The sequence below is a fragment of the Nocardiopsis alborubida genome (genome assembly GCF_012396365.1).
In the GTDB taxonomy this organism is placed as follows: Bacteria; Actinomycetota; Actinomycetes; order Streptosporangiales; family Streptosporangiaceae; genus Nocardiopsis; species Nocardiopsis alborubida.
The window spans coordinates 16,334-42,396 of the sequence record NZ_JAAXPG010000019.1; the positions used below are offsets into that span (position 1 = coordinate 16,334).

Genomic DNA, 26,063 nt, shown 5'->3' on the forward strand with positions numbered 1-26,063 from the left:
ACCTTCTCTGTCGGCGGGGGCTTGTGAAAGAATGCACAAGCGAAGGGACGAGGCACCTCGCTCCGACCCGGGCGGCACCCCGCCGCGACCACGGCGCGGGCGACCGAAGACCGTGACAACCTCGCGGCCCCTGGGAAGGGGCACCACACAGAAGAACCGTTAGGGCGGAAATGCGATGACCGAGAGCAGGAACTACCGGCTGGTACACGGCGGAGGGGACGACGCGGAGATCCCGCACATCCTCATCGTCGGCGGCGGTTACCTCGGGATGTACACCGCGAGGCGGCTGGAGAAGAAGCTCGGGGCGGGCGAGGCGCGGATCACCGTCATCGACCCGAACTCCTACATGACCTACCAGCCCTTCCTGCCCGAGACCGCGGCCGGCAGCATCTCGCCCCGACACGTGGTCGTCCCGCTGCGCAAGGTCTTCAAGCGGGTCCGCGTCCTGGGCGGCAGGGTCGTGCGCATCGACCACGCCGACCGCACGGTCCGCTACGAGCCCAACGTCGGCGAGGCCGAGACCCTCGCCTACGACTACCTCGTCATGGCCGCCGGAGCGGTCTCGCGCACCCTGCCCATCCCCGGCCTGGCCGAGTGGGGCATCGGGATCAAGACGGTCGAGGAGGCCGCCTTCCTGCGCAACCACGTCCTGGACCAGCTCTCCATCGCCGACTCCACCGACGACGAGGCCATCCGGCGCAAGGCGCTGAACTTCGTCTTCGTCGGCGGCGGCTTCGCCGGAGCCGAGGCCATCGCCGAGCTGGAGGACATGGTCCGCGACGCCGTGCGCCACCACCCCTCGATCGGGCTGGAGGACGTGCAGTTCTACCTCATCGAGGCGGCTGACAAGATCCTTCCCGAGGTCGGTCCCGAGGTCGGCAGCAAGGCGCTCAACCAGCTGCGCCGCCGCGGCATCGACGTCCGGCTCAAGACCTTCCTGGAGTCGGCGGTCGACCAGCACATCAAGCTGAGCGACGGCACCGAGTTCGACTCGGGCACGCTGGTGTGGACCGCGGGCGTCAAGCCCAGCCCGGTCGTGGCCGCCAGCGACCTGCCGCTCGGGCCCAAGGGCCACCTGGACACCAGCGAGTACCTGGCCGTCAACGGCGCGGAGAACGCCTTCGCGGGCGGCGACAACGCGCAGGTGCCCGACGGCAACGGCGGCTACTACCCGCCCAACGCCCAGAACGCGGTCCGCCAGGCCCCGGTCTTGGCCGACAACGTGATCGCCGCCCTGCGCGGCACCGAGCCCAAGGCCTACCGCCACAAGAACCTGGGCGCGGTCGCCGGGCTCGGCGTCCACAAGGGCGCCGCCCAGCTGTTCGGAAAGATCAAGCTCAACGGCCGCCTGGCCTGGTACGCGCACCGGTCCTACCACCTGTTCGCGGTCCCGACCTTCAACCGCAAGATGCGCGTGCTCTCGGACTGGACGCTAGCCCTCTTCCTGCGCCGCGACTACGCCGCGCTCCCGGAGATGGCCGAGCCCCGCCAGGCCTTCGAGGAGGCCAGCCACCCGCAGATCGAGAACGGCCGCCTCCGCAGGGTCAGCTGACCGGACGGGACGCGCCCGCGGGCGCGGTCTTCGCGACAGGCGCGCGATACGACCGGCTTCCCGGAGGGGAGCCGGTCGTTTCCTGTCCCAATGCGGCCAAGCCAAGTCAAAGTGGGCAATCAGCCCGCCCGGTATGATGGGCCACGCCCTCGTAGCCCAATGGAAGAGGCAGGCCCCCTAAAAGGGTCACAAGTGTCGGTTCGAGTCCGACCGGGGGTACCCACGGCATCAGCCCCGACGACGCCTGCTCACCGAGCGGGCGTCGTGTGTTTTCCGAGGCGGGCGCCGCTCCGTGCGCCCGCGGGTACGGCGGCGGCCCCTCAGGGCGTCGGTCCCTGCTGCTCCATCAACAGCTGCAACTGCGTGAACAGGCGCTCGCCGGGGTCCCCCAGGTCGATCCCGCTCACCGACGCCGCCCGGCGCACCCGGTAGCGCAGCGTGTTCGGGTGGATGTGCAGCCGCTCCGCCGCCGCCCGCGCGTCCCCGAACGCCTCCAGGTAGGCCAGCAGGGAGTGCACCAGGTCGGCGCCGCCCGCACGGTCGTGCTCGATCAGTCGGCTCACCCGCGGGTCCCGCAGCGACGGGTCCTCGCGCAGCCGCGCCAGCGTCTCGCTGACCAGCACCCGAGAGCGCACGTCAGAGATGGTCGCCACGTCCCAGCCCGGACTCCGGTCCGGGGAGCGGTCCATCGCGTCCAGGACCCGGTCCGCCTCCGCGCGCGAGTCCGGTACGTCCCCCAGCCGCTCCACCAGCGACCCCACCGCCGCGTGCACATCCAACCCCAGCGCCGCGCGCGCCGCCGCCACCGTCTTGCGGGTCAGCGCCAGCACCGACTGCTCCACCCCGCGCCGCCCCTCCCGGGCGCGCGCCAGATCCGGCAGCAGCACGTAGACCCGCCCGCCCAGCGCGGTCACCAGGGCGCTGCGCCGGTAAGCCGCGGTGTGCACCGACACCAGGTCGATCAGCTGGCGGCGGCGCAGCTCGCGCTCGGGCCGGTCGGGACGCTCCTCCGCCGCACCCTCCACCACTCCGACCAGTGCGAACGCCACCACCAGCGCACCCCGGTCGGCTCGCACCTCCACGGTGTCGGCCAGCGCGCCGGCGTCGATCCTCCCCTCCAGCAGGCTCGACAGCAGGTCCTCGCGCAACCGCAGCCCCGCGCTGGCCTGCGTTCGCTGGCGGATCATCTGCAGCGCGGTGGTGCGCGCCGCGCCGAGCAGGGCCTCCTCCGCGTGCTCGGCCAGCGGCCGGTCCCCCTCCTGCACCCAGATCGCGCCCAGCGGCTGGCGCCCCGCGTGGATGCCCACGGCCAACCGGCGCCTGATGCCCAGGTCGGGGTGCTCGTCCACCCGCACCACCTCCTCGCCCGCGCGCAGCTTGGCGAACACCCCCCACTCGCGCAGCAGCGCCAGGTACGACTCCGGGCCGCGCCGCCCCAGCACCGACAGCCGCCGCAACTCGTCCACCTCGGCGCCGCTGGAGTAGGCCAGCACCCGGCTCGCCGCGTCCTCGATGCTCACCAGACCGCCGGTGAGCCGGGCGATGGTCTGCGCCATGGAGAACAGGTCGCCGCCGGACTCGCTCAGATCCTCCGAGGCGGTCAGGCGGGCGTCGTCCAGGATGGACCGGCACACCGACTGCAACTGGTCCCAGCGCACCTCGGGGCGCACGGTGAGCAGGGCGATCCCCGCCTCCTGCGCCTCGGTGCGCAGCGCCCGCGCCTCGTCGCCGCCTCCGGGCCGGGGCCGGCCGGACCGCGTCCCCGCGGGCGGCGGCAGCACCTCCTCCGGCGCCGCGTGCGCGCTGGTTTTGACCGCGACGGCCGTGGCGCCCCGCTCGGCCAGCGTCCTGACCAGGCGCCGCGCGGAGGCGCCCCGTGCCCCGATCAGCAGCACCAGGTCCCCCTCGCGCACCTCCGTGCGGTCCTCCGGGTCGAGGATGACGACGTTGTCCACCTGGACATCGAGCCCGTCCGGGGCGGCGGCCACGTCCACGACGGGATCGCCGAGGGCCAGCAGCAGCCCGCGCAGGGGCAGGCCTGTGGTCCTGTCATCGGATGAACCATCCTGAACAGGCGGAACCTCCGGCCTTGGTGTCGTCCGGGGCGCTCCGCCACCGGATGCGGGGAGCGGGTCTGATGCTGGGCTGTCATTACTCATGTGTGTCCCATTTTGTCCTGGAGAACAAATAAGGCGGGCAAAGAGTGGCCTGGTCCACAAGGTTCGCACGCCCTGGTTCTGGGAGCGTTGAGTCAGCCAACCCTGCTTGTTTCAGGGACATTCTTCACCGGGAAGGTGCCCATGGACGCCGTGACCAACGTCCCTCTGCCGCAGAACGAGCCGGTTCTGTCCTACGCGCCCGGCAGCGCCGAGCGCGAGGAGCTCGTGGCCAAGCTGGAGGAGCTCGGCAGCCGGAGCATCGACCTGCCGATGCGCATCGGCGGTGAGAGCCGCATGGGCGGCGGCGAGCCCATCGACGTCGTGCAGCCGCACCGCCACGCCGCGGTCCTGGGCACCATGCGCAACGCCACCCGTGAGGACGCCCGCGACGCCGTCGCCGCCGCCAAGGCCGCCGCCCCCGCCTGGCGCGCGATGTCCTTCGACGACCGCGCCGCCATCCTCCTGCGCGCCGCCGAACTGCTCTCCGGCCCCTGGCGCGCCACCATCAACGCCGCCACCATGCTCGGCCAGTCCAAGACCGTGCAGCAGGCGGAGATCGACTCGGCCTGCGAGCTGATCGACTTCTGGCGCTTCAACGTCTCCTACGCCCGCGACCTGATCGCCCAGCAGCCGCTGAGCGTCAAGGGCGTGTGGAACCGCATGGAGCAGCGCCCCCTGGAGGGGTTCGTCTACGCGATCACCCCCTTCAACTTCACCGCCATCGCGGGCAACCTGCCCACCGCCCCGGCCCTGATGGGCAACGTGGTCGTGTGGAAGCCGTCCCCGACCCAGCAGTTCGCCGCCGAGCTGACCATGCGCCTGCTGGAGGAGGCGGGCATGCCCCCCGGCGTCATCAACATGGTCACCGGTGACGGCCTCGCCGTCTCCGACGTCGCCCTCAACGACCCGGAGCTGGCCGGTGTGCACTTCACCGGTTCGACCAGGACCTTCCAGCACCTGTGGAGGAGCGTGGGCGAGAACATCGCCAACTACCGCTCCTACCCGCGCATCGTCGGCGAGACCGGCGGCAAGGACTTCATCGTCGCCCACTCCTCGGCCGACCCCGAGGTCCTGCGCACCGCCATCGTGCGCGGCGCCTTCGAGTACCAGGGCCAGAAGTGCTCGGCCGCCTCGCGCGCCTTCGTCGCCCGCTCGGTGTGGGAGCAGGTCCGCGACGACCTCGTCACCGAGACCGAGGCCCTGACCATGGGCGACGTCACCGACCTGTCCAACTTCGTCGGCGCCGTCATCGACCGCCGCGCCTTCGACAAGCTGGCCAAGGTCCTGGAGGACGCCAAGTCCGACCCGACCCTGACCGTCCTGGCGGGCGGCACCGCCGACGACTCCGTCGGCTACTTCGTGCGCCCCACCATCATCGAGGGCACCGACCCGTCCCACGACGTGTTCCGCACCGAGTACTTCGGCCCGGTCGTCGCCGTCCACGTCTACGAGGACGAGAAGTTCGACGAGGTCCTCAAGGTCGTCGACGAGGGCTCGGCCTATGCGCTGACCGGCGCCGTCCTGGCCCGGGACCGCGCCGCCGTGGCCAAGGCCAGCGAGGCCCTGCGCTTCGCCGCGGGCAACTTCTACGTCAACGACCGCCCGACCGGCTCCATCGTGGGCCAGCAGCCCTTCGGCGGCGGACGCGCCTCCGGCACCAACGACAAGGCCGGTTCGGCGCAGAACCTGTCCCGCTGGTCCAGCCCGCGCGCCATCAAGGAGACCTTCGTCGCGCCGACGGTCTCCTCCTACCCCCACCAGGGCTGACAGCGCCCCTCGGGGGCTCCGCCTCGTCCGCCCGCCGCCCGCCGAGGGCGCTTCGCGCCGGGACGGGCCGGCGCCCCCGACGGACGCCACGCGCAGTATTTCCCGTGTTCGGGCGTCCGAACAACGACGGGGTCCGGGCCCCCTCCCGTCCTGAGGGGGCCCGGACCCCGCCCGGATCCACCGGTGCGGCCGGAAGACCCCGCCGCGCCCCGTCCGCGCCAGCCCACCGGCTCGCGCACGTCTTTCCCGAGGTCACCATGCTTCGCAAACCCCTGCTGCTCGCCGCCAGGTCCCAGGCCTGCCGCACCGTCGTCGAGCGCACTCCCGTCACCCGGGCCATGGTCAAGCGGTTCGTCGCGGGCTCCACCCAGGAGGAGGCGCTCCCCGTGGTCGGGGAGCTGACCCGGGACCGCCACGTCACCCTGGACTTCCTGGGCGAGGACACCACCGACACGGCCCAGGCCGAGGCGACGGTGACCGCCTACCGGGACCTGCTGGCCGCGCTGGGCGAGGCGGGTCTGGCCGAGCGCGCCGAGGTCTCGGTCAAGCTCTCGGCCGTGGGCCAGTTCCTCAACAGCGACGGCGAGAAGATCGCCCTGGACAACGCCCGCCAGATCGCCGAGGCGGCCCGGGCGGTCGGCACCACGGTGACCCTGGACATGGAGGACCACACCACCACCGACTCCACGCTGGGCATCCTGCGCGAACTGCGCCAGGACTTCCCCTTCGTGGGCGCGGTGCTCCAGGCCTACCTGCGCCGCACCGAGGCCGACTGCCGCGACCTGAGCGGGGCCGGTTCGCGCGTGCGCCTGTGCAAGGGCGCCTACGACGAGCCCGAGTCGGTGGCCTTCCGCGACAAGGCCGAGGTGGACAAGGCCTACGTGCGCGCGCTGCGCGTGCTGATGGAGGGTGAGGGCTACCCGATGGTGGCCTCGCACGACCCGCGCATGATCGCCATCGCCGGTGCGCTGGCCGCCGCCAACGGCCGCGGCGAGGACGACTTCGAGTACCAGATGCTCTACGGCATCCGCGACGCCGAGCAGGTCCGGCTGGCCGCCGAGGGCAACCGGATGCGGGTCTACGTGCCCTACGGCGACGAGTGGTACGGCTACTACATGCGCCGTCTGGCGGAGCGTCCGGCGAACATGCTCTTCTTCGCCCGGTCCCTGGTCACGCGCGGTTGACACGGTCGGTGCGGCCCCGCCGCGCCGTGTCTGAACGGTGACCTCGCCCGTGGAACTCCGGATGGGGCGCGTACGTTACGTTGTGGGCAGCAATCCACGCGTGAAAGGGTCTTGACTAGACATGCGGATGCGGAGTTCCAACCCCGTCCTCAAGCGGGCGCTCCAGCAGGCCGGTCCTGCCGGAAGCGCCCAGCAGGGGCTCAACGGCCAGCCGGGTTACGGCTACGGCCAGCAGCAGGGCTATGGCCAGTCGGGGTACGGACAACCGTACCCGCAGCAGGGCTACGGCCAGCCCTACCCCCAGCAGGGGTACGGCCAGCCGTACCCCCAGCAGGGCTACCCCGGCGGCCCGGTGCAGAGCGCCGACAGCCAGCCGATGACCATCGACGACGTGGTCGTGCGCACCGGTATGACGCTCGGTGTGGTCGCGGCCTTCGCCGTCGTCAACTACTTCCTCTTCAGCTCGGCCCCGGGCATCGCCGTGGCGCTCACCCTCGTGGGCGCGCTCGGCGGCCTGGTGCTGGGCCTGGTGATCTCCTTCAAGCAGATCACCAACCCCGTCGCCATCCTGAGCTACGCCGCCCTGGAGGGCCTGCTCGTCGGCGGCATCTCCGCGATCCTGGCCACCAGCCTGACGGCCACCACCGGTGACGCCGGTGCGGGCGGCACGCTCGTGACCCAGGCGGTGCTGGGCACCGTCGTGGTGTTCGCCGTGATGCTCGCGCTGTACAAGTTCCGCATCATCAAGGTGACCGACGGCTTCGTCAAGGTCGTCACGTACGCGGTGCTCGGCGCCGCGGCCCTGATGCTGGTCAACTTCGTGGCCAGCTTCTTCATCGCGGGCGGCATCGGCCTGCGCGAGCCCAGCCCGCTGGGCCTGCTCATCGGCCTGGTGTTCGTGGTCCTGGCCGCGCTGACCCTGGCCGTGGAGTTCCGCGGCATCGAGGAGGGCCTCAACGCCGGCATCCCCAACAAGTTCGCCTGGCAGTTCGCCTTCGGCCTGACCGTCTCCCTGGTCTGGCTCTACATCGAGATCCTGCGCCTGCTCTGGATCATCAAGACGCTCTTCGCGGAGTAGTCCGCGTCCGACGCGCGGAGGTATCCCGCGGTCGCCCGCGGCGTCCGCACACCCACGCGAGGGGCCGCCGCCCGGATATCCGTCCGGGCGGCGGCCCCTTCGCCGTGGTCGGCGAGCCCGCGGTGCGCTCAGGCCTTCCCGCGCCGGGGCGCGGGAATGGAGCGGTTCCTGCGGCGGCGGTCGTACTCCGTCACGAGGGCCTGCGCGTACCACTGGGGCAACTCGTACTCGTCGGCGAGCCAGTTCGACCGGTCCTGGCAGCGCACCAGGCCCGGCCCCCCGTCGAGGGCGTCGAACCACTCGTGGAGTCCCCGGCCGGTGACGACCGGGATGCGTTCGATGAGCTTGGCGTGGATCTCCGGCGAGTGGGTTACCGACATGGGCACCTCCGGCAGCGCGTTGGCGTGTGGCACTTACCTGCGACCCTGCATCAGGATCACGTTTTGGACAAGCCCTGGTCACCAGCTTTTACCTTGCCAGTGTGAGAACGTTCGTCTTGAGGGACTTCCCAGACGAACCCTTCTGTGGCAGACGGGTTCCGCGCGTGTTCCGGCGACGGAAGAGTCGCCCGGTGACTGCGTGACCAAGCGTCCGGAACGCGGCCGCCGGTCGCGGCGCGGACCGGACGAGAGGGGCCGGACACGACGAAGGGCCCGGAGGCACCACTGGGATCCGAGTGGCGCGTTCCGGGCCCGGGGACTGCTCGGGGACGTCAGCTCAGGCGCTCGAAGACGGCGGCCATGCCCTGGCCGCCGCCGACGCACATGGTCTCCAGACCGAAGGTCCGGTCGTGGAAGCGCAGGCCGTTGATCAGCGTGCCGGTGATGCGGGCGCCGGTGCTGCCGAACGGGTGGCCGATCGCGATGGCGCCGCCGTTGACGTTGAGCTGGGAGTCGATGTCGATGCCCAGCTGGTCGGCGGAGGGCAGCACCTGCGCGGCGAAGGCCTCGTTGATCTCGACCAGGTCGATGTCGCCCATGGCCATGTTGGCGCGGGCCAGCGCCTGCCGGGAGGCCTCCACCGGGCCCAGGCCCATGATCTCCGGGCTCAGGCCGGTCACGCCGGTGGACACGATGCGGGCCAGCGGGGTGATGCCCAGCTGGGCGGCCTTGGTGTCGCTCATGACGACCACGGCGGAGGCGCCGTCGTTGAGCGGGCAGGCGTTGCCCGCGGTGACGGTGCCGTCGGGGCGGAACACCGGCTTGAGCTCGGAGACCTTCTCGTAGGTGGTGCCGCGGCGGATGCCGTCGTCGGTGCTGACCACGGTGCCGTCGGGCAGGGTCACCGGGGTGATCTCGCGCTCCCAGAAGCCGTTGTCCAGGGACTTCTCGGCGAGGTTCTGCGAGCGCACCGCGAACTCGTCCTGGCGCTGGCGCGAGACGCCGGTGGTCTGGGCGACGTTCTCGGCGGTCTGGCCCATCGCGATGTAGGCGTCGGGCAGGTTGCCGTCCTCGCGCGGGTCGGTCCAGGCCCCGGCGCCGCCCTCGGCGCGCTTGGCGGTGCGGGCCTTGGCGTCGTCGAAGAGCGGGTTCTCGTTGGCGCCGTCGTCGCTGCTGCCGTTGACGAACCGGCTGACGGTCTCCACACCCGCGGAGACGAAGACGTCGCCCTCGCCCGCCTTGATGGCGTGGTAGGCCATCCGGGTGGTCTGGAGGGAGGAGGAGCAGTAGCGGGTGACCGTGGTGCCCGGGACGGTGTCCAGGCCCAGCTGGACGGCCACGACGCGGGCCATGTTGAAGCCCTGCTCGCCGCCGGGCAGGCCGCAGCCGAGCATCAGGTCGTCGATGCCCCGGGGGTCCAGCTCGGGGACCTTGGCCAGCGCCGCGCGGACGATCTGGGTGGTCAGGTCGTCCGGCCGGATGTCCTTGAGCGAGCCCTTGAAGGCGCGGCCGATGGGGGAGCGGGCGGTTGCGACGATGACTGCTTCGGGCATGGCTGCGTCCCTAACGGTTGAGGTGCTGCGTGTGGAGCTGTGGATCCGGAGGGCCGGGCGACCTGCTCCGGCCTCGGTTGTTACCGACCAGTAAACCCGGCCGGGGTCCCGCACGCCACCCGGGGGTCGGCGTTCAGACGCCCTCCCCGGAACGGTCGGCGTTCTCGGCCGTGCCCACCTCGGCCGCCCCGTCCGGACGCCCGCGGGCGCCCCGGAGGTGGAACGGGCCTCGGACGAGCGCGGCCCAGCGCCCGCGCGTACCGGGCGTGTTCCCGCTGACCTGGGTGTCCACGCGGGAGACCTCCGTTCCGGGGGTCTGGGCGGCGACCACGGCCGCGCGGTCCACCGGCAGGACGCCGCTGCTGCGCTCGGCGTCGTCCAGCTCGGGCAGCAGTCCCAGGGCGGCGCAGGCCGAGGGCAGGACGGCGAAGGCGGCCTGCGAGTACCCGAGGGCTGACGGATGAAAACGGTCAGGTCCGAACATGGAACCAGGGTCTGTCCGAAAATCATCGGCCAGCACGTCGCTCATGGAGACCGCGCGGCCCCCGGCCTCGGTGACCGCGATGACCTGGGCGGCGGCGAGCTGTCGGGAGGCGCGGCGGGCCACCGAGCGCAGCGGCCAGCCGATGGGCCGGACGGTGCCCAGGTCGGGGCAGGTGCCCACCACCACCTGCGTGCCGTGGTCGACCAGTCGGCGGACGGTCTCGCGGAGCTGGCCGACGGCGTCGTTGGGGCGCACGCGGCGGATGACGTCGTTGGCACCGACGAAGATGACCGCGAGGTCGTAGCGGGTGGCCTCCTCCAGGGCGCGGGAGCGCTCGATCTGGGCGGCCAGGTTGGCCGAGGTGGTGCCGGGGGAGGCGGTGCAGCGCAGGCGCACGGGGCGCTCGGCGGCCGCCGCCAGCCCCGAGGCCAGGAGGACGCCGGGGGTCTGGTCGGCCCGCTCGACCGCGAAACCGGCGGCGGTGGAGTCGCCCATCATCAGCATGCGGATCGGCGGTCCGGAACCCTCGCCGTAGACGCCGTTGACCACGGGCCTGTCCCAGTGGGGGGAGCCGACCGCGCGCCGGGCCAGCCTGGCCTGGAGGTAGAGGAGCGCGACGGTGCCGCCGCCGACGAGCGTGAGTCCGCCGCCGCCGAACGCGGTGGCAGCGGCGATCCGTCTTGCGCGTGCGGCTCGCAGCATCGGACACCCCCGAGGCTCGGACCCGCCTGCCCTGGGCGGGACGGATACGAGCGAGGTTACCGGTGGGGAACTCCGGAATCACGTACCTGAGCGGTACACAATCCGCGCCCCGGGGTGAGGGGACCGGCATGGGCGGGACAGGGACGGACGGCGGCTCCGCCGGGCGGACGGCGGAGCCCCGGCGGGGCGGGCCGTGGCGGTGCAGGTGCGCGTGGTCACGCCGACACCTCCTGCCCGGCGGACACCGGGGAGGACCACCGGTTTCCTGAGGCCGCAGAACCCGCTGGTGGAGACCATTAGAGTCTGAACGGAGACGGGCCGGACCGGCCCAGGGCCCCGGACTCGCCACCGGGGCGAGGACATGGCGGGCCGAGACCCGGTCGCCAAGACGCAGAGGGAGCGCAAGTGCGGGTATACGACTCACTGATCGATCTGGTCGGGGACACTCCGCTCGTCCGTTTGAACAAGGTCACCCAGGTCCTCGGCCCGAACGCCCCGACGGTCCTCGCCAAGGTCGAGTACTTCAACCCGGGCGGCTCGGTCAAGGACCGTATCGCGCTGCGCATGGTCGAGGCCGCCGAGAAGAGCGGCGAGCTCAGGCCGGGAGGCACCATCGTCGAGCCGACCTCGGGCAACACCGGCATCGGCCTGGCCATCGTGGCCCAGGAGAAGGGCTACCGCTGCGTCTTCGTCTGCCCGGACAAGGTCGGCCCGGACAAGCTCTCGGTCCTGCGCGCCTACGGGGCCGAGGTCGTGGTCTGCCCGACCACCGTCGCCCCCGACCACCCCGAGTCCTACTACTCCGTCTCCGACCGGCTGGCCACCGAGATCCCCGGCGCCTGGAAGCCCAACCAGTACGAGAACACGAACAACCCGGAGTCGCACTACCACAGCACCGGTCCCGAGATCTGGGAGCAGACCGAGGGCCGCATCACCCACTTCGTGGCGGGCATCGGCACCGGCGGCACCATCAGCGGCACCGGCCGCTACCTCAAGGAGGTCTCCGGCGGCGCGGTGCGCGTCGTCGGCGCCGACCCCGAGGGCTCGGTCTACTCCGGCGGTTCGGGCCGCCCGTACCTGGTCGAGGGCGTGGGCGAGGACATCTGGCCCGGCACCTACGACACCTCGGTGTGCGACGACATCGTGGCGGTCAGCGACAAGGACTCCTTCCTCATGACCCGCCGCCTGGCCCGCGAGGAGGCCCTGCTGGTCGGCGGTTCCTGCGGCCTGGCCGTCGAGGCGGCCCTGCGTGTGGCCCGGGACGCCGGCCCCGACGACGTCATCGTCGTGCTGCTGCCCGACGGCGGCCGGGGCTACCTCGGCAAGATCTTCAACGACGAGTGGATGGCCGACTACGGCTTCCTGTCCGCCGAGACCGAGGAGGCCACGGCGGGCCAGGTGCTGGCCGCCAAGGGCGGCGAGATGCCCGACTTCGTGCACGCCCACCCGGACGAGACCGTCGGTACGGCCGTGGCCATCATGCGCGAGTACGGCGTCTCCCAGCTGCCGGTGATGAAGGAGGAGCCCCCGGTCATGGCCGCCGAGGTCGTCGGCTCCATCGCCGAGCGCGACCTTCTCGACGCCCTCTTCGACGGCCGCGCCGAGCTGGACGACCTGGTGGAGACCCACATGGGCAGGCCGCTGGCCACGGTGGGCACCGGCACGCCGGTGAGCGACTGCGTCCGCCTGCTGCGCGGCTCCGGCGCCCTGGTGGTGCTGCGCGACGGCAAGCCGGTGGGGATCCTCACCCGCCAGGACCTGCTGGCCCACCTGTCCGGCTGATCCCGTCCGCGGGAGCCCCCGCGGGACCGCCACGGGGCCCGGACCGCGCTCGGACCGAGCGCGGTTCGGGCCCCGCTGTGTACCGACCGGACATGTCAGCGCATACTCGAACACTGCTAATGTTCGCGACAGTTACTGGTAGGTAATAAATGGGGGCACGCGTGTCGCGGCTGTTGTCCTGGATTCTCCGCTCCGTCTGGTCGTACGCCCGTACCAAGGCCGAAATCCGCGCCGACTCCAGGGCGGCCCGCAGGTTCGCGCGCTTCGGCACGGGCTCGGCGATCGCCTTCCCCACGGCCACCCTCTACGGCGAGCCCTGGATCGAGATCGGCGTGCACACCGTCCTGGGCGGGGACATGACCCTCGCCGCCGGGATGGGGCCCGACTACGACCTGGGCCCCGGGACGGTCGTGCGGATCGGCTCGGGCTGCGCCATCGGGCGCGGCTCGCACATCGTCGCCCACAGGTCCGTCGACATCGGCGACCACGTGTACACCGGCCCCTACGTCTACATCACCGACCAGAACCACGCCTACGGCAACACCGAGATCCCCGTCGGCCTCCAGTGGCCGGTGGACGACCCGGTCAGCATCGGCGACGGCACCTGGATCGGCGCGAACGCGGTGATCCTGCCCGGCGTGCACCTGGGCCGCAACTCGGTCGTGGCCGCGGGCACCGTGGTCCGGCCGGGCACCTACCCCGACCACGCCGTCATCGCGGGCGTGCCCGGGAAGGTCGTGCGCACCCACGACCCCGAACTGGGCTGGGACCCGCCGCTGCGCGAGACCGGCACCCCCACCCGGGTGCCCACCCCCGTCACCGGTCTGCCGCCGGAGGTGCCCGCCGAGCCGCCCCGGCCCGGGTCCTCCACCCGCTTCCCGCCCGCCTAGGGCCGGTCCGGCGACCTTCGCGGAGGCGGGCCAGGACGTCCTGCGGCAGCGGGAGGCGGCGTGCGGGCCGAAGCGAGGACGCCGAAACCCGCCCCCTCAAGGCCGGTCCTCAGCGCCTGCCGTGTGCCCGGAGCCCGCGGGTACGGCCCGCGAACTCCTCGGGGACCCCGCACACGGCCATGCTCCGGCGCAGGAGCCCGAGGTCGGCGCCGTGCGCGCCGAGGTGGGCCAGTATCGGGCGGTACCGGTCGGGGCGGTCGCGGAGGAACTCGGTGACCAGGCGCAACTCCAGCCGCACGCAGTCGACGCGGTGACCGCCGACGTCCACGGTGACGTGGTGCCGCCAGGGGCCGGGCCCCCTGCACTCCCACCCGCAGTCGTCGCAGGACTGCTCGACCGTGCTGAAGCTGAACCCGACGCCGTCCAGGCCGTAGCAGGCGAAGTACTGCCGGGACGGTTCGATCCACCTCGGCGCGGCCACGCACTCCAGGCCCGCCAGTGCTTCGGCGACGGCGTCGACGTCCTCGCGCCGGGAGAGGAGGAGGTCGACGTCCCCCACCGGCAGGTCGACCCCCTGGAGACGCGCCGCCGCGGTGCCGACGAGCCGGTGGCGCAGTCCGGGGACGACGGGTCTGATCAGGTCGAATCCCGTGCGCAGCACCGCTTCCAGGTCTTGGCGGTCGCGCAGCGGTCGGGTGGGGTTCGCGTCCATGTCGGACAGGATGGCCGAGGGGGCCGACACCGTCGTCCTGCGCAGCCGGGCCGGGTTCGCCGGATGGGGAGAGGAGGGTCCGGGCCGGCCGGTACGCGGGCAGCCCGGTGCCGGGGGTCCCCGGGGACCCCCCGTTGTCCAGGAAACCGTGAGGAGCACCTCCGGTGCCAGCCCCGGTCCGCGCCTGTGGACGGCTCCCAGGCGCATTCGCGCCCACCGGAGCCGGCCTGTGGAAAACGCGATCGGTGAGGTCAGCGGGCACTAAGGTGGCCCTATGAAGTTCGACGGGTTTGAAACGCTGGCCATCCACGCGGGGCAGGAGCCGGACGCCGGGACCGGGTCCGTGGTGGTGCCGATCTACCAGACGAGCACCTACGCCCAGGACGGCGTGGGCGGTCTGCGCCAGGGCTACGAGTACTCGCGCACGGGCAACCCCACGCGCGCCGCCCTGGAGGAGTGCCTGGCCGCCCTGGAGTCCGGGGTGCGCGGCCTGGCCTTCGCCTCCGGCATGGCCGCCGAGGACACCCTGCTGCGCACGGTCCTCTCGCCCGGAGACCACCTGATCATCCCCGGCGACGCCTACGGGGGCACCTTCCGCCTGGTCTCCAAGGTGGTCGAGCGGTGGGGCGTGCAGTGGGACGCGGTCGACCAGTCCGACCCCGAGGCCGTGCGCGCGGCCGTGCGGCCCAACACCAGGGTGGTGTGGACCGAGACCCCCACCAACCCCCTGCTCAACATCACCGACATCGAGGCCGTCGCGCAGATCGCGCACGACGCCGGCGCCCTGCACGTGGTCGACAACACCTTCGCCTCGTCCTACCTCCAGCAGCCGCTGACGCTGGGCGCGGACGTGGTCGTGCACTCCACCACCAAGTACCTGGGCGGGCACTCCGACGTGGTCGGGGGAGCGCTGGTGGTCTCCGACGCCGAACTGGGCGAGCGGCTGGCCTTCCACCAGAACACCATGGGCGCCATTCCGGGGCCGTTCGACTCCTGGCTGACCCTGCGCGGGGTGAAGACCCTGGGCGTGCGCATGGACCGCCACAGCGCCAACGCCGAGAAGGTCGTGGCCGCGCTGGAGGGCCACCCCGCGGTGCGCCGGGTGTTCTACCCCGGGTTGGACGCTCACCCGGGACACAAGACCGCCGAAAGGCAGATGAGAGCCTTCGGCGGCATGGTCTCCTTCGCTCTGCGCGACGGGGAGAAGGCGGCGCTCGCTCTGTGCGAGCGCACCGAGGTCTTCACCCTCGGTGAGTCCCTGGGCGGGGTGGAGTCCCTGATCGAGCACCCGGGGCGGATGACGCACGCGTCCACCGCGGGTTCCCCCCTGGAGGTCCCGGCCGACCTGGTGCGGATCTCCGTGGGCATCGAGTCCGCCGACGACCTCGTGGCGGATCTGCTCCAGGCTCTGGAGGGCTAGGAGGGGGCGTCGCGCGGATCGGCTCGCGCCGGTCCGCGTCGGCGGCCTCGGCCGCCTCGGCTCCGTGCTCGGGGAGGAGGGGTCAGGCGTTTCGGGGGACGGGGCGGGGCGGGGGTGCCGGGCCGCTCCGCGCCGCGGCTCCGTCGCCGCGGCGTTCGTCTCGCCGCTCCCCGTTCAGACCGAGGTGGGCGTGCGGCCCGAGGAGGGGGCGGCCGGGTGCTCCCCGTCGCGGAAGCGCAGCCCCACCACGAGGCTCCCGGTACGGGAGAGGGGGGTGCCCTCGTCGTCCCTGCGCAGGGAGCGGTAGGTGCCCCGGCGGTCCTGTCGGCGGATGCCGATGGAGACGGCGAGGAAGAACCCCGCGGCCAGGCCCAGGAGTACGACTCCGACAAGGGCGATAACGATGTGGATCATGGTGTTCTCCTCGGGGGAAGTCCCTATCTGTGTCCTGCGTGCCCTCCTCCGTGGAGGGGGGACGCCGAGCGGTGTCTCACCGTCGTGTCTTCCTTTGCGGTGCCGCGGGGGTCAGGCGCCTGGGTCGAAGGGGTGGGGGGACCGGCGATTCTCGTCCTCGGGAGTGTCCTTCCGGCGGTGACGTCGTGTACTGAGGGTGGCCTTCATTTAAGATGGGTCCATGTTGACCGGATGGACCTGATCTCCTGGTGTTCCGATCATCTTGTTGGTACAAGCTAGGTTGTTGGTCTCATACCCCGGCTAGGACTGATATATGCGGGCCGAAAGCAGATATCGACAGATCGCCCGGACCCTGCGGCGCGAGATCCAGGAGCGCTCCCTGCCCCGGGGCGGACAGCTGCCGTCGGAGAAGCAGCTGGAGGAGCGCTTCGAGGCGTCCCGCAACACGATCCGGCTGGCCCTGGGCATGCTGCGCAACCAGGGACTGATCGTCAGCCGCCCCGGACGCGGGCACTACGTCCAGGACGTCGTCCCCGAGACCTTCCACGCCAACCGCGGCGGCCCCGAGGGCCTCAACGAGTCCGGTATGACCGGGCAGGTCCTGGAGGAGCTCCAGCTCCTCAGCGCCACCCCCGACATCGCCAGCCGCCTGCGCGTCCCCGAGGGCGACATGACGGTCGTCCGCCGGATGTACCGGTTCTCCGGGGAGGTCTCGGCCTCCGTCAGCACCGCCTACTACCCCATGGACCTCGTCGAGGGCACCCCGCTCATGCTGCCCGAGGACGTGGAGAGCGCCCTGGCGGTGCTGGCCGAGTACGGGCAGCGCCAGGCCGGGTTCGTCGACGAGCTGGAGACCCGCATGCCCAGCCCGCAGGAGGCGGGCCAGCTCGAACTCCCGCCCGGGGTCCCGGTGCTGACCGTCCACCGGACCGACCTGTCCGAGGAGCGCCCCATCCGGATCGTGCACACCGTCTACGCGGGGCACAGTATCCGTTACCAGTACGAACACGGCAATATGAACGCCTACCGCCGGGACTGAGCACACGCATGAGCACGTCGAGGAAGACGGTCGTCGCCGACCACCTGCGCGAGGCGCTGGCCAGGGGCGACTACAAGCCGGGTGAGCGGCTGCCGGGGGAGGAGGAGATCGCCGAGCAGCTCGACGTCTCCCGCGCCACCGCCCGTCTGGGCATGCGCATCCTCCAGGACGAGGGGCGCGTCGCCATCCAGCCCGGTCGGGGCGCCTTCGTCGCCGACCACCGGCCCATCGTCCACCTGGCCACTCCCGTCACGGGCGGCGGCGACTCCGAGCGCTTCGAGGCGGGCTACCAGCCCCATCTGCGCGAGGCCGGATACGACCAGGTCCAGGAGAAGATCAAGGTCAGCCTGGACACCATGCGGCCCAAGGTGGCCAAGCGGCTGCGCAGCGACGGAGCCGAGAGCGGCCCGCACGGGGACCTGGTCGTCATCCGCGCCTCCGACCGGTTCGTCGACGGCGGTCTGTGGCAGTCCCAGGTCACCTACTTCCCGTACGGCATCGCCAGCAACACCCCGCTCATGTCCCCCGAACGACTGGAGGAGGGCGTCACCGCCGTCCTGCGGTCGCTGGGGTACCGGGAGGAGTGGAACTGGGACATCGTCGGCGCCCGGATGCCCTCCCAGGACGAGGCGGACTCCTTCGGACTGGGGCCGGGCATCCCGCTGCTGGTTCAGGAGCGGGTGGTCTACGAGGGCATGCGCCCGCTGCGGTTCACCGAGACGGTCATGCCCGCCAACCGGCACCAGTTGCTCTACTCCGGCGGCGGCGCCCCGGAGGAGCTGCTGGTACTGGCCTCGGACGTCAGCATCTTCGAGCGCTGACCCGCTGACCCGCTGGTCCGCTGGCGGCCCGCGCGGAGCCCGAAGCCGACCGCGTCGACCCTCCGGCCCGCCCCTACCCGGATCAGCGCTGATGGTAGCGGTCCACCACCAGCGGCCCCAGCTCCTCGGCTCCGGCGTGCACCACCCGCGCCCCGCGCCGCCGCTCCACCAGCTCCTGGAAGGCGCGCAGCCGCGGGTCGTCCGCCAGCAGGAAGAAGGTCACCTCCGCGCCCTCGCGCAGTACGGCGTCCAGTTCGGCGAAGGTCAGCTCCACCGTGCGGGGCGCCGGAGGCCAGGAGAACCGGGTGTCGCCGTCCTCGCCCAGGTGCGCGGTGGGCTCGCCGTCGGTGACGACCAGCACCTGCGGGCGCAGGCCTCCGTTGCGCCGCAGGTGGGCGCGGGCCAGCCTCAGCGCGTGGTGCAGGTTCGTCCCGGGGACGCGGCGCCAGTCGTGCGCGACCAGCGCGGCGGGGGTGAGCTCGCGCGCCCGCTCACCGAAGCCGACCAGGTGCAGCCGGTCCTGCGGGCGGCGCGTGGACACCAGTGTGTGCAGGGCCAGCGCGGTCCGGATGGCGGCCTCGTGCAGCGACCGGGTCACCATCGAGTGGGACAGGTCCACCAGCAGGGACACGGCGGCGGCCTCCGAGGGCTCCGAACCGACCACCCGCACGTCCTCGGCCCGCAGCGCCACGCCGCGCTCTCCGGGGCGGGCCCGGCGCAGGGCCGCCTCGCGTACGGTCGCGACCGCGTCCAACGGCCGGTCGCCGTCCTCGTCGCGGGGCAGGGGGAGGCCCGTGGGCTCCCCGCCGGGCGCGGTGCCGCCCCGGTGCGCGCCGCCGCGCCCGCCGTGCCCGCGCCGGGAGGCCTCCACCTCGCGCAGCGCCACCTCGCCCAGGCGGCGCAGTTCGCGCGGGCTCAGACCGTGGTCGGCCCGGTCCAGGCGGTCCAGGGCCTGCCCGGCCTCCCCGCCCAGCAGGGTCAGCAGACGGCCCAGGGCGGTGACGTCGGCCTCGCCGAGGGCCGCGCGGTCGCCGTCGGCGTACCGGGACAGGACCTTCTCCAGGGCGGACAGCCGCCGCCGGTCCTCCTCGGCCAGAACGCCAGGACCGGTCGCGTGACTCGCCCCCAGGGGCTCCGAGTCGGACGCCGAACCCTCCGGGCCGGTCGCGGAACCCGCCTCCGGCTCCTTCGAGGAGGCGGCGGAACCCGTCTCCAGGGCCGAGGTGACCAGCACCAGCAGTTCACGCGCCGCCGCCACGGCCTCCTCGGGCGGCGGGTCGGGCTCGGCCAGCGGGTCGGGGCCGCCCATGTACGCCCGGTACCGGAACCTCACAGGCGTCCGCCTCCTTCTCGCCTCGCACACACACCGCTCGCCTCGCACACACGCACCGGCTACCTTCCCGATTCGGGAACCGGCAGTCCTGTCCGGGCGCGCCGACCACCGAGCCCGCCCTGTCCACGGCGGGGACCCGGTACGCGGGCTTCCCCGGAGAGCACCGCCTAGAAGCGGTAGACCCCTCCGTCGGGAAGCGCGTCCTTGGACAGGCGGCGCTCCAGGTACAGGCCCTCCAGCGCGAACTCCACCACCGCGGCGGCCAATCCCGGGGTCGGCGGGTCGCCCTCGTCATCGGGGGCCGCGTGCCCGATCATCGCCGCGAGCCCAGGCACCGTGCCCACCCGCCGCAGCAGCTCGGCGGCGCCCACCAGGTCCCCGGTCTCCACCGTGCCGCCGCCCGAGAAGCGGTCAGCGAGTCCGGACAGGTCCGCCGTTCCCAGGCGTTCGCGGAACACCTCCGCCACCGCCCGGCGCAGCAGCGCGTGCAGGACCTCCGCCTCGCGGCCCTCGGAGCCCATCTCGAACTCGACCTTGCCGAGCAGCGGCTCCACCGCGGCGGGCAGGTCGCACACCCGGGCAACCGGGACCTCCTCGCCGGTCAGGGCCGCCCGGCGCAGCGCCGACGCCGCCACCGTCTCGGCCGCCGACACCGAGAAGCGCACCGACACCCCCGAGCGGGCGTCCACCTTCTTGGAGGCGCGGACCAGCCGGGTGAAGCGCGCCACGGCCTCCAGCAGGTGCGAGGGCACCGTCGTGCCCTCGGGCAGAGCCGCCTCCTGGCGGACGAGCGCCAGCTCGTCCGCCAGGGTCAACGGGTAGTGGGTGCGCACCTGCGCGCCGAAGCGGTCCTTGAGCGGGGTGACGATCCGCCCCCGGCTCGTGTAGTCCTCCGGGTTCGCGCTCGCCACCAGCAGCAGGTCCAGCGGCAGCCGCAGGCTGTAGCCGCGCACCTGGAGGTCGCGCTCCTCCAGCACGTTGAACAGCGCCACCTGGGCGCGTGCGGGCAGGTCGGGCAGCTCGTTGACGCAGAACACGCCCCGGTTGGCCCGCGGCACCAGGCCGTAGTGGATGGTCTCGGGGTCACCGAGGGAGCGTCCCTGCGCCAGCCGCGCCGGGTCCACGTCGCCGACCAGCTCGCCCACCCCGGTGTCGGGCGTGCCCAGCTTCTCGCCGTAGCGCTCCCCGCGGTGCCGCCACACGACCGGCAGGCCGTCACCCTCCTCCGCCGAACGGCGTACGCAGGCCGGGCAGACCGGCGCGTAGGGGTGGTCGTTGACCGGGCACCCGGCCACCGCCGGCGACCACTCGTCCAGCAGGGTCGCCAGGGTGCGGATCAGCCGGGTCTTGCCCTGTCCGCGCTCTCCCAGCAGGACGATGTCGTGCCCGGCCAGCAGGGCCCGCTCCACCTGCGGCAGCACGGTGGCGTCGAACCCGTGCACCCCGGGGAACCGGGGCCGTCCCGAGCCCATCCGCCGCAGCAGGTTCTCGCGCACCTCGGCGGCGACCGGCCGGTGGACGTGCCCGGACTCGCGCAGGTCCGCGCGGGTGCGCGGGAGCGGGGGCGGAACGGGGAAGGGGGGTTCGGGAAGGGCGCTCACCCCACGAACCTATCCACAGCCGTCAAGGAGCGCCTGGTTTCCGGGATTGGCGTGCTGTTTCCTGGATACAAGGGGGCCCAGGGGCTCCGGCCGCATCGTGCTGCCCGCACACCGCGCCGCTGCCGGAGTCCGTGTTCGTTCACCGGAAAACCTCCTGTTCGACGCCGAGGTGGAAGAATGGGACGTGACGGTGGAGTCCTGTGTCCGGCCGCGACGGCCGGCGAAACCGGGGGTGGCAGCTGGTGGCACGGTTCGGCGATGCACTGACGACGGGGGCGGACCTCGTGAACGCGGCCGAGCGCGCCGTACTGAGCGCCCTGGAACAGGTGGACGGGCCCACCGACCTGGTGTGCTTCTTCGTCTGCGGCGCCGATCCCGAGGAGGTCACCCTCGCGGGCAAGCGCGTCATGGAGCTGGCGGGCGACGCGGCCACCCTCGGATGCAGTTCCACCGGGGTCATCGGCGGCGGCCGCAGTGTCGAGGGCCAGGGCTCGGTCAGCGTGTGGTGCGCCGGACTGCCGGGCGTGGAGATCACCCCGTTCCGGCTGGACACCGTGGTCGAGGACGACCACCTGGCCGTCATCGGCATGCAGGAGCCCGGTCCCCGCGACAGCGTGGCCATCCTGCTCACCAACCCCTACGAGTTCCCCACCCAGGCCTTCGTCCGCGAATCCACCGAGGCCCTCGGCGGCCTGCCCCTCGTCGGCGGCATGGCCGACGGCATGCGCGGCGAGGAGTCCGTGCGGCTCTTCTGCGACGGCGAGGTGGCCGAGCACGGCGCCATCGGCGTCCTCGTCGGCGGAGAGAACGTCCTCGGCACCGTCGTGAGCCAGGGCTGCCGCCCCATCGGCTCGCCCATGACCGTCACCAAGGCCGAGGGCAACCTCCTGCTCGAACTCGCGGGCACCAACGCCTACGAGAAGCTGGAGGAGCTGGTCGAGTCCCTCTCCGAGGAGGACCGCGAGCTCGCCGAGCACGGCCTGCACATCGGCATCGCCATGGACGAGTACGTCGACCGCCACGAACAGGGCGACTTCCTCGTCCGCACCCTGGCCGGAGCCGACCCCGAGCTCGGCGCCCTCACCATCGACGACATGGTCGAGGTCGGCCAGACCGTCCGCTTCCAGGTCCGCGACGCCGGTACCGCCGACGAGGACCTGGCCCGCCGCCTCAGCGACTTCGGTGCCGAGCACCCCGTCGGCGCCGGTCTGCTCTTCTCCTGCAACGGCCGCGGGTCCTCGCTCTTCCCGCAGTCCGACCACGACGTCCTGGCCGTCCACCGCGTCCTCGGCGTCGACGCCGTCGCCGGGTTCTTCGCCGCGGGGGAGATCGGACCGGTCGGCGGGGTCAACCACGTGCACGGGTTCACCGCCTGCCTGCTGGCCTTCGCCTAGAACGCCGTTCCCCGCACCCGTCACGGGGCGGGTGCGGGGCCTGCCGGGTCCGTGTCCGCCGGGGCCGGGCCGCGCCTGCCTCCGGAGCAGGCTCCACCGTCTTCCCGAGTCGGACTTTTGCCGCCATAACACCGACACCCGACACGAGCTGCTTGAGTGCGTTCGCGCCAGATCGCTTACTGGGAGTGTCCATGTGTGACTCCACGTGTTTGGCAGGGCGGGTATGTCCCACACAAGGCGCGAGCGCGCCACCAGCACCGCGAAGACCCTGGCGTCCCTGGGCGCTCTCGTCCTCCTCACGCCCCTGACCCCGGCCCCGGCGCTCGCGGAGGACGGTTGGCTGCGACAGGAGCCGGGCTCCGCCGACCGGATCGGCCTGGTCCTGGAGTCCGGAACGCTGCGCCTGGACGGCGACGCGGACCACGGGCCCGGCATCGTGGCCCGGTGGGAGGCGGCGCCCCGGCGCAGCGGCCTGGCGGTCTTCCCCCCGCAGCCGCTGGACGTCCCGGTCGACACCGTGGACGTGCGGGTGCGGACGGACGGTGGCCCCGGGGAGGTGGACACCGAACTGCGCGGCGGCCGGACCGGCGGGGCGTGGACCGAGTGGCACCCCGTCGGGGGCGGGCGGGTGACGCTGCCGCACGAGGTCGCGCGGGTGCAGCTGCGGGTGCGGGTCAGCGGGGAGGAGACCGGACTCACGGACCTGCGGATCCGCCCTCTGGAGGAGGGAGAGCCGCCGCGGGACGGCGGTGCCGGAGAGCCCGACGACCACGTCGACCACGCCGAACCGTTCTCGGCCATCCTCTTCGCCACCCGTATCGGCCTGGTCGGCGACACCACCGCCAACGGTCACAGGATCCGCGAGAACGACCACTTCGCCGCCCTGCCCTCGCGCCGGGGCCTGGCGGCCCGGGGCGGTGGCGAGTACACCGTCCGGGTGTGCACCACCGGCGCTCTGGGCCCCGAGGGGCGGGGCGACACCGAGAACCACCGGTCGCGCTGCGCCTACCTGCCGGTGTGGGACGTGGGGCCCTGGAACACCAGGGACGACCACTGGAACGCCGAACGCGAGTCCTGGCCCGACCTGGCACGCGGGCGCCCGCAGGCGCAGGCGGCCTACACACTGGGGCACAACGGCGGTCTCGACGGGTTCGGGCGCAGGGTGCGCAACCCGGCGGGCATCGACCTGGCGGACGGAGCGTTCCGGCAGGGGCTGGAACTGCCCACCAACGGATGGGTGCGGGTCGACTACCTGTGGACCGGCGAGTACCGGAGGCGTGCGCGGATCACCGCGGCCGACCAGCGGCACCCCGTGGTCGTGCGAGGGGGACCGGGGCTGGAGTACGAGCCGGTGGGCCTGGCCGCGCACAGCGCCGACGTCGACGTGGCCTGCCAGGCCGCAGGCGACGTGACGGCGGGGACGTTCGGGACGAGTCCCGTCTGGTACCGGATCGGGGAGGGCGACTACGTCCCGGCCGTGTTCGCCGACGGAGGGACGGGCGCCCCGGCCTGCGCGGAACCGTGAGGCGGGGGTGTGAGGCGCGGGACGGAGCGCCGGCGGTGTGCGGGCAGCACGGGACGGACGGGGTGGGGACCCCCTTTACCACGCCAGGCCGCGGCGGACCCGTGCCGGAAGGGGGGAGTTCCCGTCTGCGGACAACCCGGTGGCGGGCGGCTCAGGTGCGGACGACCACGGTCCCGGCGACCCGGTCGTGCAGGGCGCGCCTCTCGTCGCCGAGCGCCGCCATGGACTCGGCCAGCGTGAAGATGTGGCCCACGACCGGCAGGGACTGCGGGAGGCCGAAGAAGGCGGAGCGGCCCATCGCCTGCCCCTGGCCGAGCCTGCCGCCGTCGGCGGCGCTGACCACCTTGATCCCGACCGCCATCTTGCCGAGCGTGCGCCCCCAGGTGACCAGGTACAGCCAGTCGTAGAAGAACAGCAGCAGACCCCACCCGAACACGAACAGCAGGGCCCACAGCGTGCCCTCGGCGTCGGTGGTCTGCCCGTTGCCGGTCAGGACCACCGTCACGATGGCCATGAGGACGAAGAACACGAGCGCGGCGATCACCACGAGGAGGTAGTCGATGACGCGGGCGGCAAGGCGGCGGCCGAACGTGGCCCTCTCCTGCGCCGGACCCGGCACCGGTCCCGGGAACGCGCCCTGCCCCGGCACACCGTGCCCCAGTCCTCCCTGCCCCGGCACGCCCCAACCGGCGCCGGGAGGGGGAGCGCCCTGGCCGGGCACGGGGCCGCCGGGACCCCATCCCCCGCTCGGGGGCGGGTACGCACCGGGGCGGGGTTCCTGGGGATTCCAGTAGGGCGAGGACATGTCGGCAGGGGATCCCTCGGTTCGTCGGATCGGCGGTCCGGGGAGGCCGCCGCGGGAGTGTGCTTCGAGATTACGACGCGGGGGACCCTCCGCAGGATCCCTCGTCGGGATTCTGGTCCGGGCGCGGGCACGGAGGCGGCCAACGTCCGCCCCGAACACGGAAGGGGCGCCCCGGCGAGGGGCGCCCCCAAAGCGGCGGGGGCGGTCGGACACCGCCCCCGTGATCGCCGGACCGCTGCTACATGCCGGTGTAGGGCACGGCGTCGATGATCTCGACCCCCAGGCTCTTGCCGTTGGGCAGCGTGTAGCTGACGTTCTCCCCCACGCGCTTGCCGTTGATGGCGGAGCCCAGCGGCGACTTCGGAGAGTACACGTCGATGGGAGAGCCGCTCTCCTCGCGGGAGGCGAGCAGGAAGGTGACCTCGTCGTCGTCACCGTCGAACTTGACGGTGACGGTCATGCCGGGGCCGACCACGCCCTCGGTGTGGGGCGCCTCGCCGACCCGCGCGGTGCGCAGGATCTCGGTGAGCTGGAGGATGCGGGCCTCCATCTTGCCCTGTTCCTCCTTGGCGGCGTGGTAGCCGCCGTTCTCCTTGAGGTCGCCCTCTTCCCGGGCTGACTCGATCTTCTCCGCGATCTCGATGCGCCCACTCCCCGACAGGTGGTCCAGCTCGGACTTGAGCCGGTCGTACGCCTCCTGGGTGAGCCAGGTGACGTTGTCATCGCGGGTCTGGGTCACGGGAACTCCTTGTGTACTAGTAGCAAAGGCCACCAGGCGGCCAGAGCTGAACTTACGAGAATATCACCGTGCGTCGTGACACACGGGTTCCCGCGGTTCGGCGGTGCCTCCGGAGCCGGGCTAAGGGGCTCGGTGGATCAGTCCTGCGAACCTTGTTCCCTGCACGAGGCCACTTCTACCGTGGCGGCCTGACGAACCGTCTCAACGGTTGTGGTGACCATCCGGTTCCCGGCCTCGGCCTCGGAACGCGTCTGGCCCACCTCGACGAGCTGTTCGTCCAGCGCCACGATCAGGCACTCGGCGCCGTTCCTGCTGTTCACCTCATAGCTGATGGTGGCCTCCTCGGGGGTGGACGCCGAGAACGTGACCACCTGGTGGTAAACGCCACCGCCCAGACCGCTGAAGCTCATCACGGAATAGCCCCAGCCGACCGCGCACACCACCGCGAAGAGGGTGGCGATGACGAAGAAGACGGGTCCGTTCCCGTGGCGCTTGCGCAGCGCGGGAGCTGTACTGGCCGAGGAGCCGGCCGCTGTGTCGGCCGTGGTGTCGGCGCTCTTCACGGCGTCTTCCTCCGGGGTCGGCTGCATCGGGAATCTCCGAACAAGGGGACGGTGTTGTCTAAGATATCCCCGACCTGACAGCCTCCCCACGCGCCCCGCGCGGAAGTCGTCCGAGCCTGTGTACGGGGGGAGCCGGACGGCCGCGCCCCCGCGTCCGTCCACCTAG

22 protein-coding genes and 1 tRNA gene are annotated in these 26,063 nt (G+C 72.4%); 12 read left to right on the forward strand and 11 right to left on the reverse strand.

What is annotated here, in order from left to right:
• Window positions 1-175: 175 nt before the first annotated feature.
• Both HGB44_RS19670 and HGB44_RS19675 read left to right on the forward strand, forming a co-directional pair.
• The gene (locus HGB44_RS19670) at window positions 176-1,552 is read left to right on the forward strand and encodes an NAD(P)/FAD-dependent oxidoreductase (protein WP_061081721.1); all 1,377 of its coding nucleotides are present in this window, start codon (window positions 176-178) and stop codon (window positions 1,550-1,552) included.
• A 145-nt stretch (window positions 1,553-1,697) separates the two neighbouring features.
• Window positions 1,698-1,771, forward strand: a tRNA-Leu gene (locus tag HGB44_RS19675).
• Between the two features lie 101 nt (window positions 1,772-1,872).
• Here HGB44_RS19675 and HGB44_RS19680 read toward each other — a convergent pair.
• Window positions 1,873-3,711 (reverse strand): helix-turn-helix domain-containing protein, encoded by a 1,839-nt coding sequence (locus tag HGB44_RS19680; RefSeq protein WP_061081720.1) that lies wholly within the window; start codon window positions 3,709-3,711, stop codon window positions 1,873-1,875.
• A gap of 141 nt (window positions 3,712-3,852) precedes the next feature.
• Here HGB44_RS19680 and pruA point away from each other — a divergent pair, with 141 nt between their 5' ends.
• The 3 genes from pruA to HGB44_RS19695 all read left to right on the forward strand — a co-directional run bounded on the left by pruA (window position 3,853) and on the right by HGB44_RS19695 (window position 7,740).
• On the forward strand, window positions 3,853-5,478 hold the full coding sequence (gene pruA, locus HGB44_RS19685) for an L-glutamate gamma-semialdehyde dehydrogenase (protein WP_061081719.1): 1,626 nt from the start codon (window positions 3,853-3,855) through the stop codon (window positions 5,476-5,478).
• Window positions 5,479-5,735: 257 nt separating this feature from the next.
• Window positions 5,736-6,662, forward strand: a complete 927-nt coding sequence (locus HGB44_RS19690) for a proline dehydrogenase family protein (protein WP_061081718.1) — start codon at window positions 5,736-5,738, stop codon at window positions 6,660-6,662.
• Between the two features lie 121 nt (window positions 6,663-6,783).
• Entirely contained in the window at window positions 6,784-7,740 is a 957-nt protein-coding gene (locus HGB44_RS19695; protein ID WP_061081717.1) for a Bax inhibitor-1/YccA family protein, read from the forward strand.
• A gap of 128 nt (window positions 7,741-7,868) precedes the next feature.
• On the opposite strand, the gene HGB44_RS19700 is transcribed toward HGB44_RS19695, so the two are convergent.
• The 3 genes from HGB44_RS19700 to HGB44_RS19710 all read right to left on the reverse strand — a co-directional run bounded on the left by HGB44_RS19700 (window position 7,869) and on the right by HGB44_RS19710 (window position 10,859).
• A complete protein-coding gene (locus tag HGB44_RS19700) occupies window positions 7,869-8,120 on the reverse strand; it encodes a DUF4287 domain-containing protein (RefSeq protein ID WP_013151139.1) in 252 nt (83 codons plus the stop codon).
• A gap of 332 nt (window positions 8,121-8,452) precedes the next feature.
• On the reverse strand, window positions 8,453-9,673 hold the full coding sequence (locus HGB44_RS19705) for an acetyl-CoA C-acetyltransferase (protein ID WP_061081716.1): 1,221 nt from the start codon (window positions 9,671-9,673) through the stop codon (window positions 8,453-8,455).
• A 133-nt stretch (window positions 9,674-9,806) separates the two neighbouring features.
• The gene (locus tag HGB44_RS19710) at window positions 9,807-10,859 is read right to left on the reverse strand and encodes an SGNH/GDSL hydrolase family protein (RefSeq protein ID WP_061081715.1); all 1,053 of its coding nucleotides are present in this window, start codon (window positions 10,857-10,859) and stop codon (window positions 9,807-9,809) included.
• Window positions 10,860-11,264: 405 nt separating this feature from the next.
• Here HGB44_RS19710 and HGB44_RS19715 point away from each other — a divergent pair, with 405 nt between their 5' ends.
• Together HGB44_RS19715 and HGB44_RS19720 are read left to right on the forward strand one after the other, a co-directional pair.
• On the forward strand, window positions 11,265-12,641 hold the full coding sequence (locus tag HGB44_RS19715) for a cystathionine beta-synthase (RefSeq protein WP_061081714.1): 1,377 nt from the start codon (window positions 11,265-11,267) through the stop codon (window positions 12,639-12,641).
• 149 nt (window positions 12,642-12,790) lie between these two features.
• Window positions 12,791-13,531 (forward strand): acyltransferase, encoded by a 741-nt coding sequence (locus HGB44_RS19720; protein WP_061081713.1) that lies wholly within the window; start codon window positions 12,791-12,793, stop codon window positions 13,529-13,531.
• Between the two features lie 109 nt (window positions 13,532-13,640).
• Here the strand turns inward: HGB44_RS19720 and HGB44_RS19725 are convergent, their stop codons facing one another.
• On the reverse strand, window positions 13,641-14,243 hold the full coding sequence (locus tag HGB44_RS19725) for a hypothetical protein (protein WP_168444072.1): 603 nt from the start codon (window positions 14,241-14,243) through the stop codon (window positions 13,641-13,643).
• 274 nt (window positions 14,244-14,517) lie between these two features.
• Here HGB44_RS19725 and HGB44_RS19730 point away from each other — a divergent pair, with 274 nt between their 5' ends.
• Window positions 14,518-15,663, forward strand: coding sequence for a cystathionine gamma-synthase (locus tag HGB44_RS19730; protein ID WP_061081711.1), 1,146 nt, complete (start codon window positions 14,518-14,520; stop codon window positions 15,661-15,663).
• Window positions 15,664-15,837: 174 nt separating this feature from the next.
• On the opposite strand, the gene HGB44_RS19735 is transcribed toward HGB44_RS19730, so the two are convergent.
• Window positions 15,838-16,077, reverse strand: a complete 240-nt coding sequence (locus HGB44_RS19735) for a hypothetical protein (RefSeq protein WP_061081710.1) — start codon at window positions 16,075-16,077, stop codon at window positions 15,838-15,840.
• Between the two features lie 313 nt (window positions 16,078-16,390).
• Here HGB44_RS19735 and HGB44_RS19740 point away from each other — a divergent pair, with 313 nt between their 5' ends.
• Together HGB44_RS19740 and HGB44_RS19745 are read left to right on the forward strand one after the other, a co-directional pair.
• The gene (locus HGB44_RS19740) at window positions 16,391-17,116 is read left to right on the forward strand and encodes a GntR family transcriptional regulator (protein WP_061081709.1); all 726 of its coding nucleotides are present in this window, start codon (window positions 16,391-16,393) and stop codon (window positions 17,114-17,116) included.
• An 8-nt stretch (window positions 17,117-17,124) separates the two neighbouring features.
• Window positions 17,125-17,937 (forward strand): GntR family transcriptional regulator, encoded by an 813-nt coding sequence (locus HGB44_RS19745; protein ID WP_061081708.1) that lies wholly within the window; start codon window positions 17,125-17,127, stop codon window positions 17,935-17,937.
• Between the two features lie 82 nt (window positions 17,938-18,019).
• On the opposite strand, the gene HGB44_RS19750 is transcribed toward HGB44_RS19745, so the two are convergent.
• Together HGB44_RS19750 and HGB44_RS19755 are read right to left on the reverse strand one after the other, a co-directional pair.
• Complete coding sequence (locus tag HGB44_RS19750) at window positions 18,020-19,270, reverse strand: VWA domain-containing protein (RefSeq protein WP_061081707.1); 1,251 nt, start codon at window positions 19,268-19,270, stop codon at window positions 18,020-18,022.
• Window positions 19,271-19,437: 167 nt separating this feature from the next.
• On the reverse strand, window positions 19,438-20,871 hold the full coding sequence (locus HGB44_RS19755; RefSeq protein WP_061081706.1) for a sigma 54-interacting transcriptional regulator: 1,434 nt from the start codon (window positions 20,869-20,871) through the stop codon (window positions 19,438-19,440).
• Window positions 20,872-21,113: 242 nt separating this feature from the next.
• On the opposite strand from HGB44_RS19755, the gene HGB44_RS19760 reads away from it, so the two are divergent.
• Window positions 21,114-22,265 (forward strand): FIST signal transduction protein, encoded by a 1,152-nt coding sequence (locus HGB44_RS19760; RefSeq protein WP_061081734.1) that lies wholly within the window; start codon window positions 21,114-21,116, stop codon window positions 22,263-22,265.
• Between the two features lie 223 nt (window positions 22,266-22,488).
• On the forward strand, window positions 22,489-23,790 hold the full coding sequence (locus HGB44_RS19765; protein ID WP_061081705.1) for a hypothetical protein: 1,302 nt from the start codon (window positions 22,489-22,491) through the stop codon (window positions 23,788-23,790).
• Window positions 23,791-23,941: 151 nt separating this feature from the next.
• On the opposite strand, the gene HGB44_RS19770 is transcribed toward HGB44_RS19765, so the two are convergent.
• From HGB44_RS19770 to HGB44_RS19780, 3 genes are all read right to left on the reverse strand, one after another.
• On the reverse strand, window positions 23,942-24,439 hold the full coding sequence (locus HGB44_RS19770; protein ID WP_231972515.1) for an RDD family protein: 498 nt from the start codon (window positions 24,437-24,439) through the stop codon (window positions 23,942-23,944).
• Between the two features lie 394 nt (window positions 24,440-24,833).
• Window positions 24,834-25,334, reverse strand: a complete 501-nt coding sequence (gene greA, locus HGB44_RS19775; protein ID WP_017568294.1) for a transcription elongation factor GreA — start codon at window positions 25,332-25,334, stop codon at window positions 24,834-24,836.
• A 137-nt stretch (window positions 25,335-25,471) separates the two neighbouring features.
• Window positions 25,472-25,924: a DUF4307 domain-containing protein gene (locus tag HGB44_RS19780; RefSeq protein ID WP_061081703.1), complete on the reverse strand. Its 453-nt coding sequence runs from the start codon at window positions 25,922-25,924 to the stop codon at window positions 25,472-25,474.
• Between the last annotated feature and the right edge of the window lie 139 nt (window positions 25,925-26,063).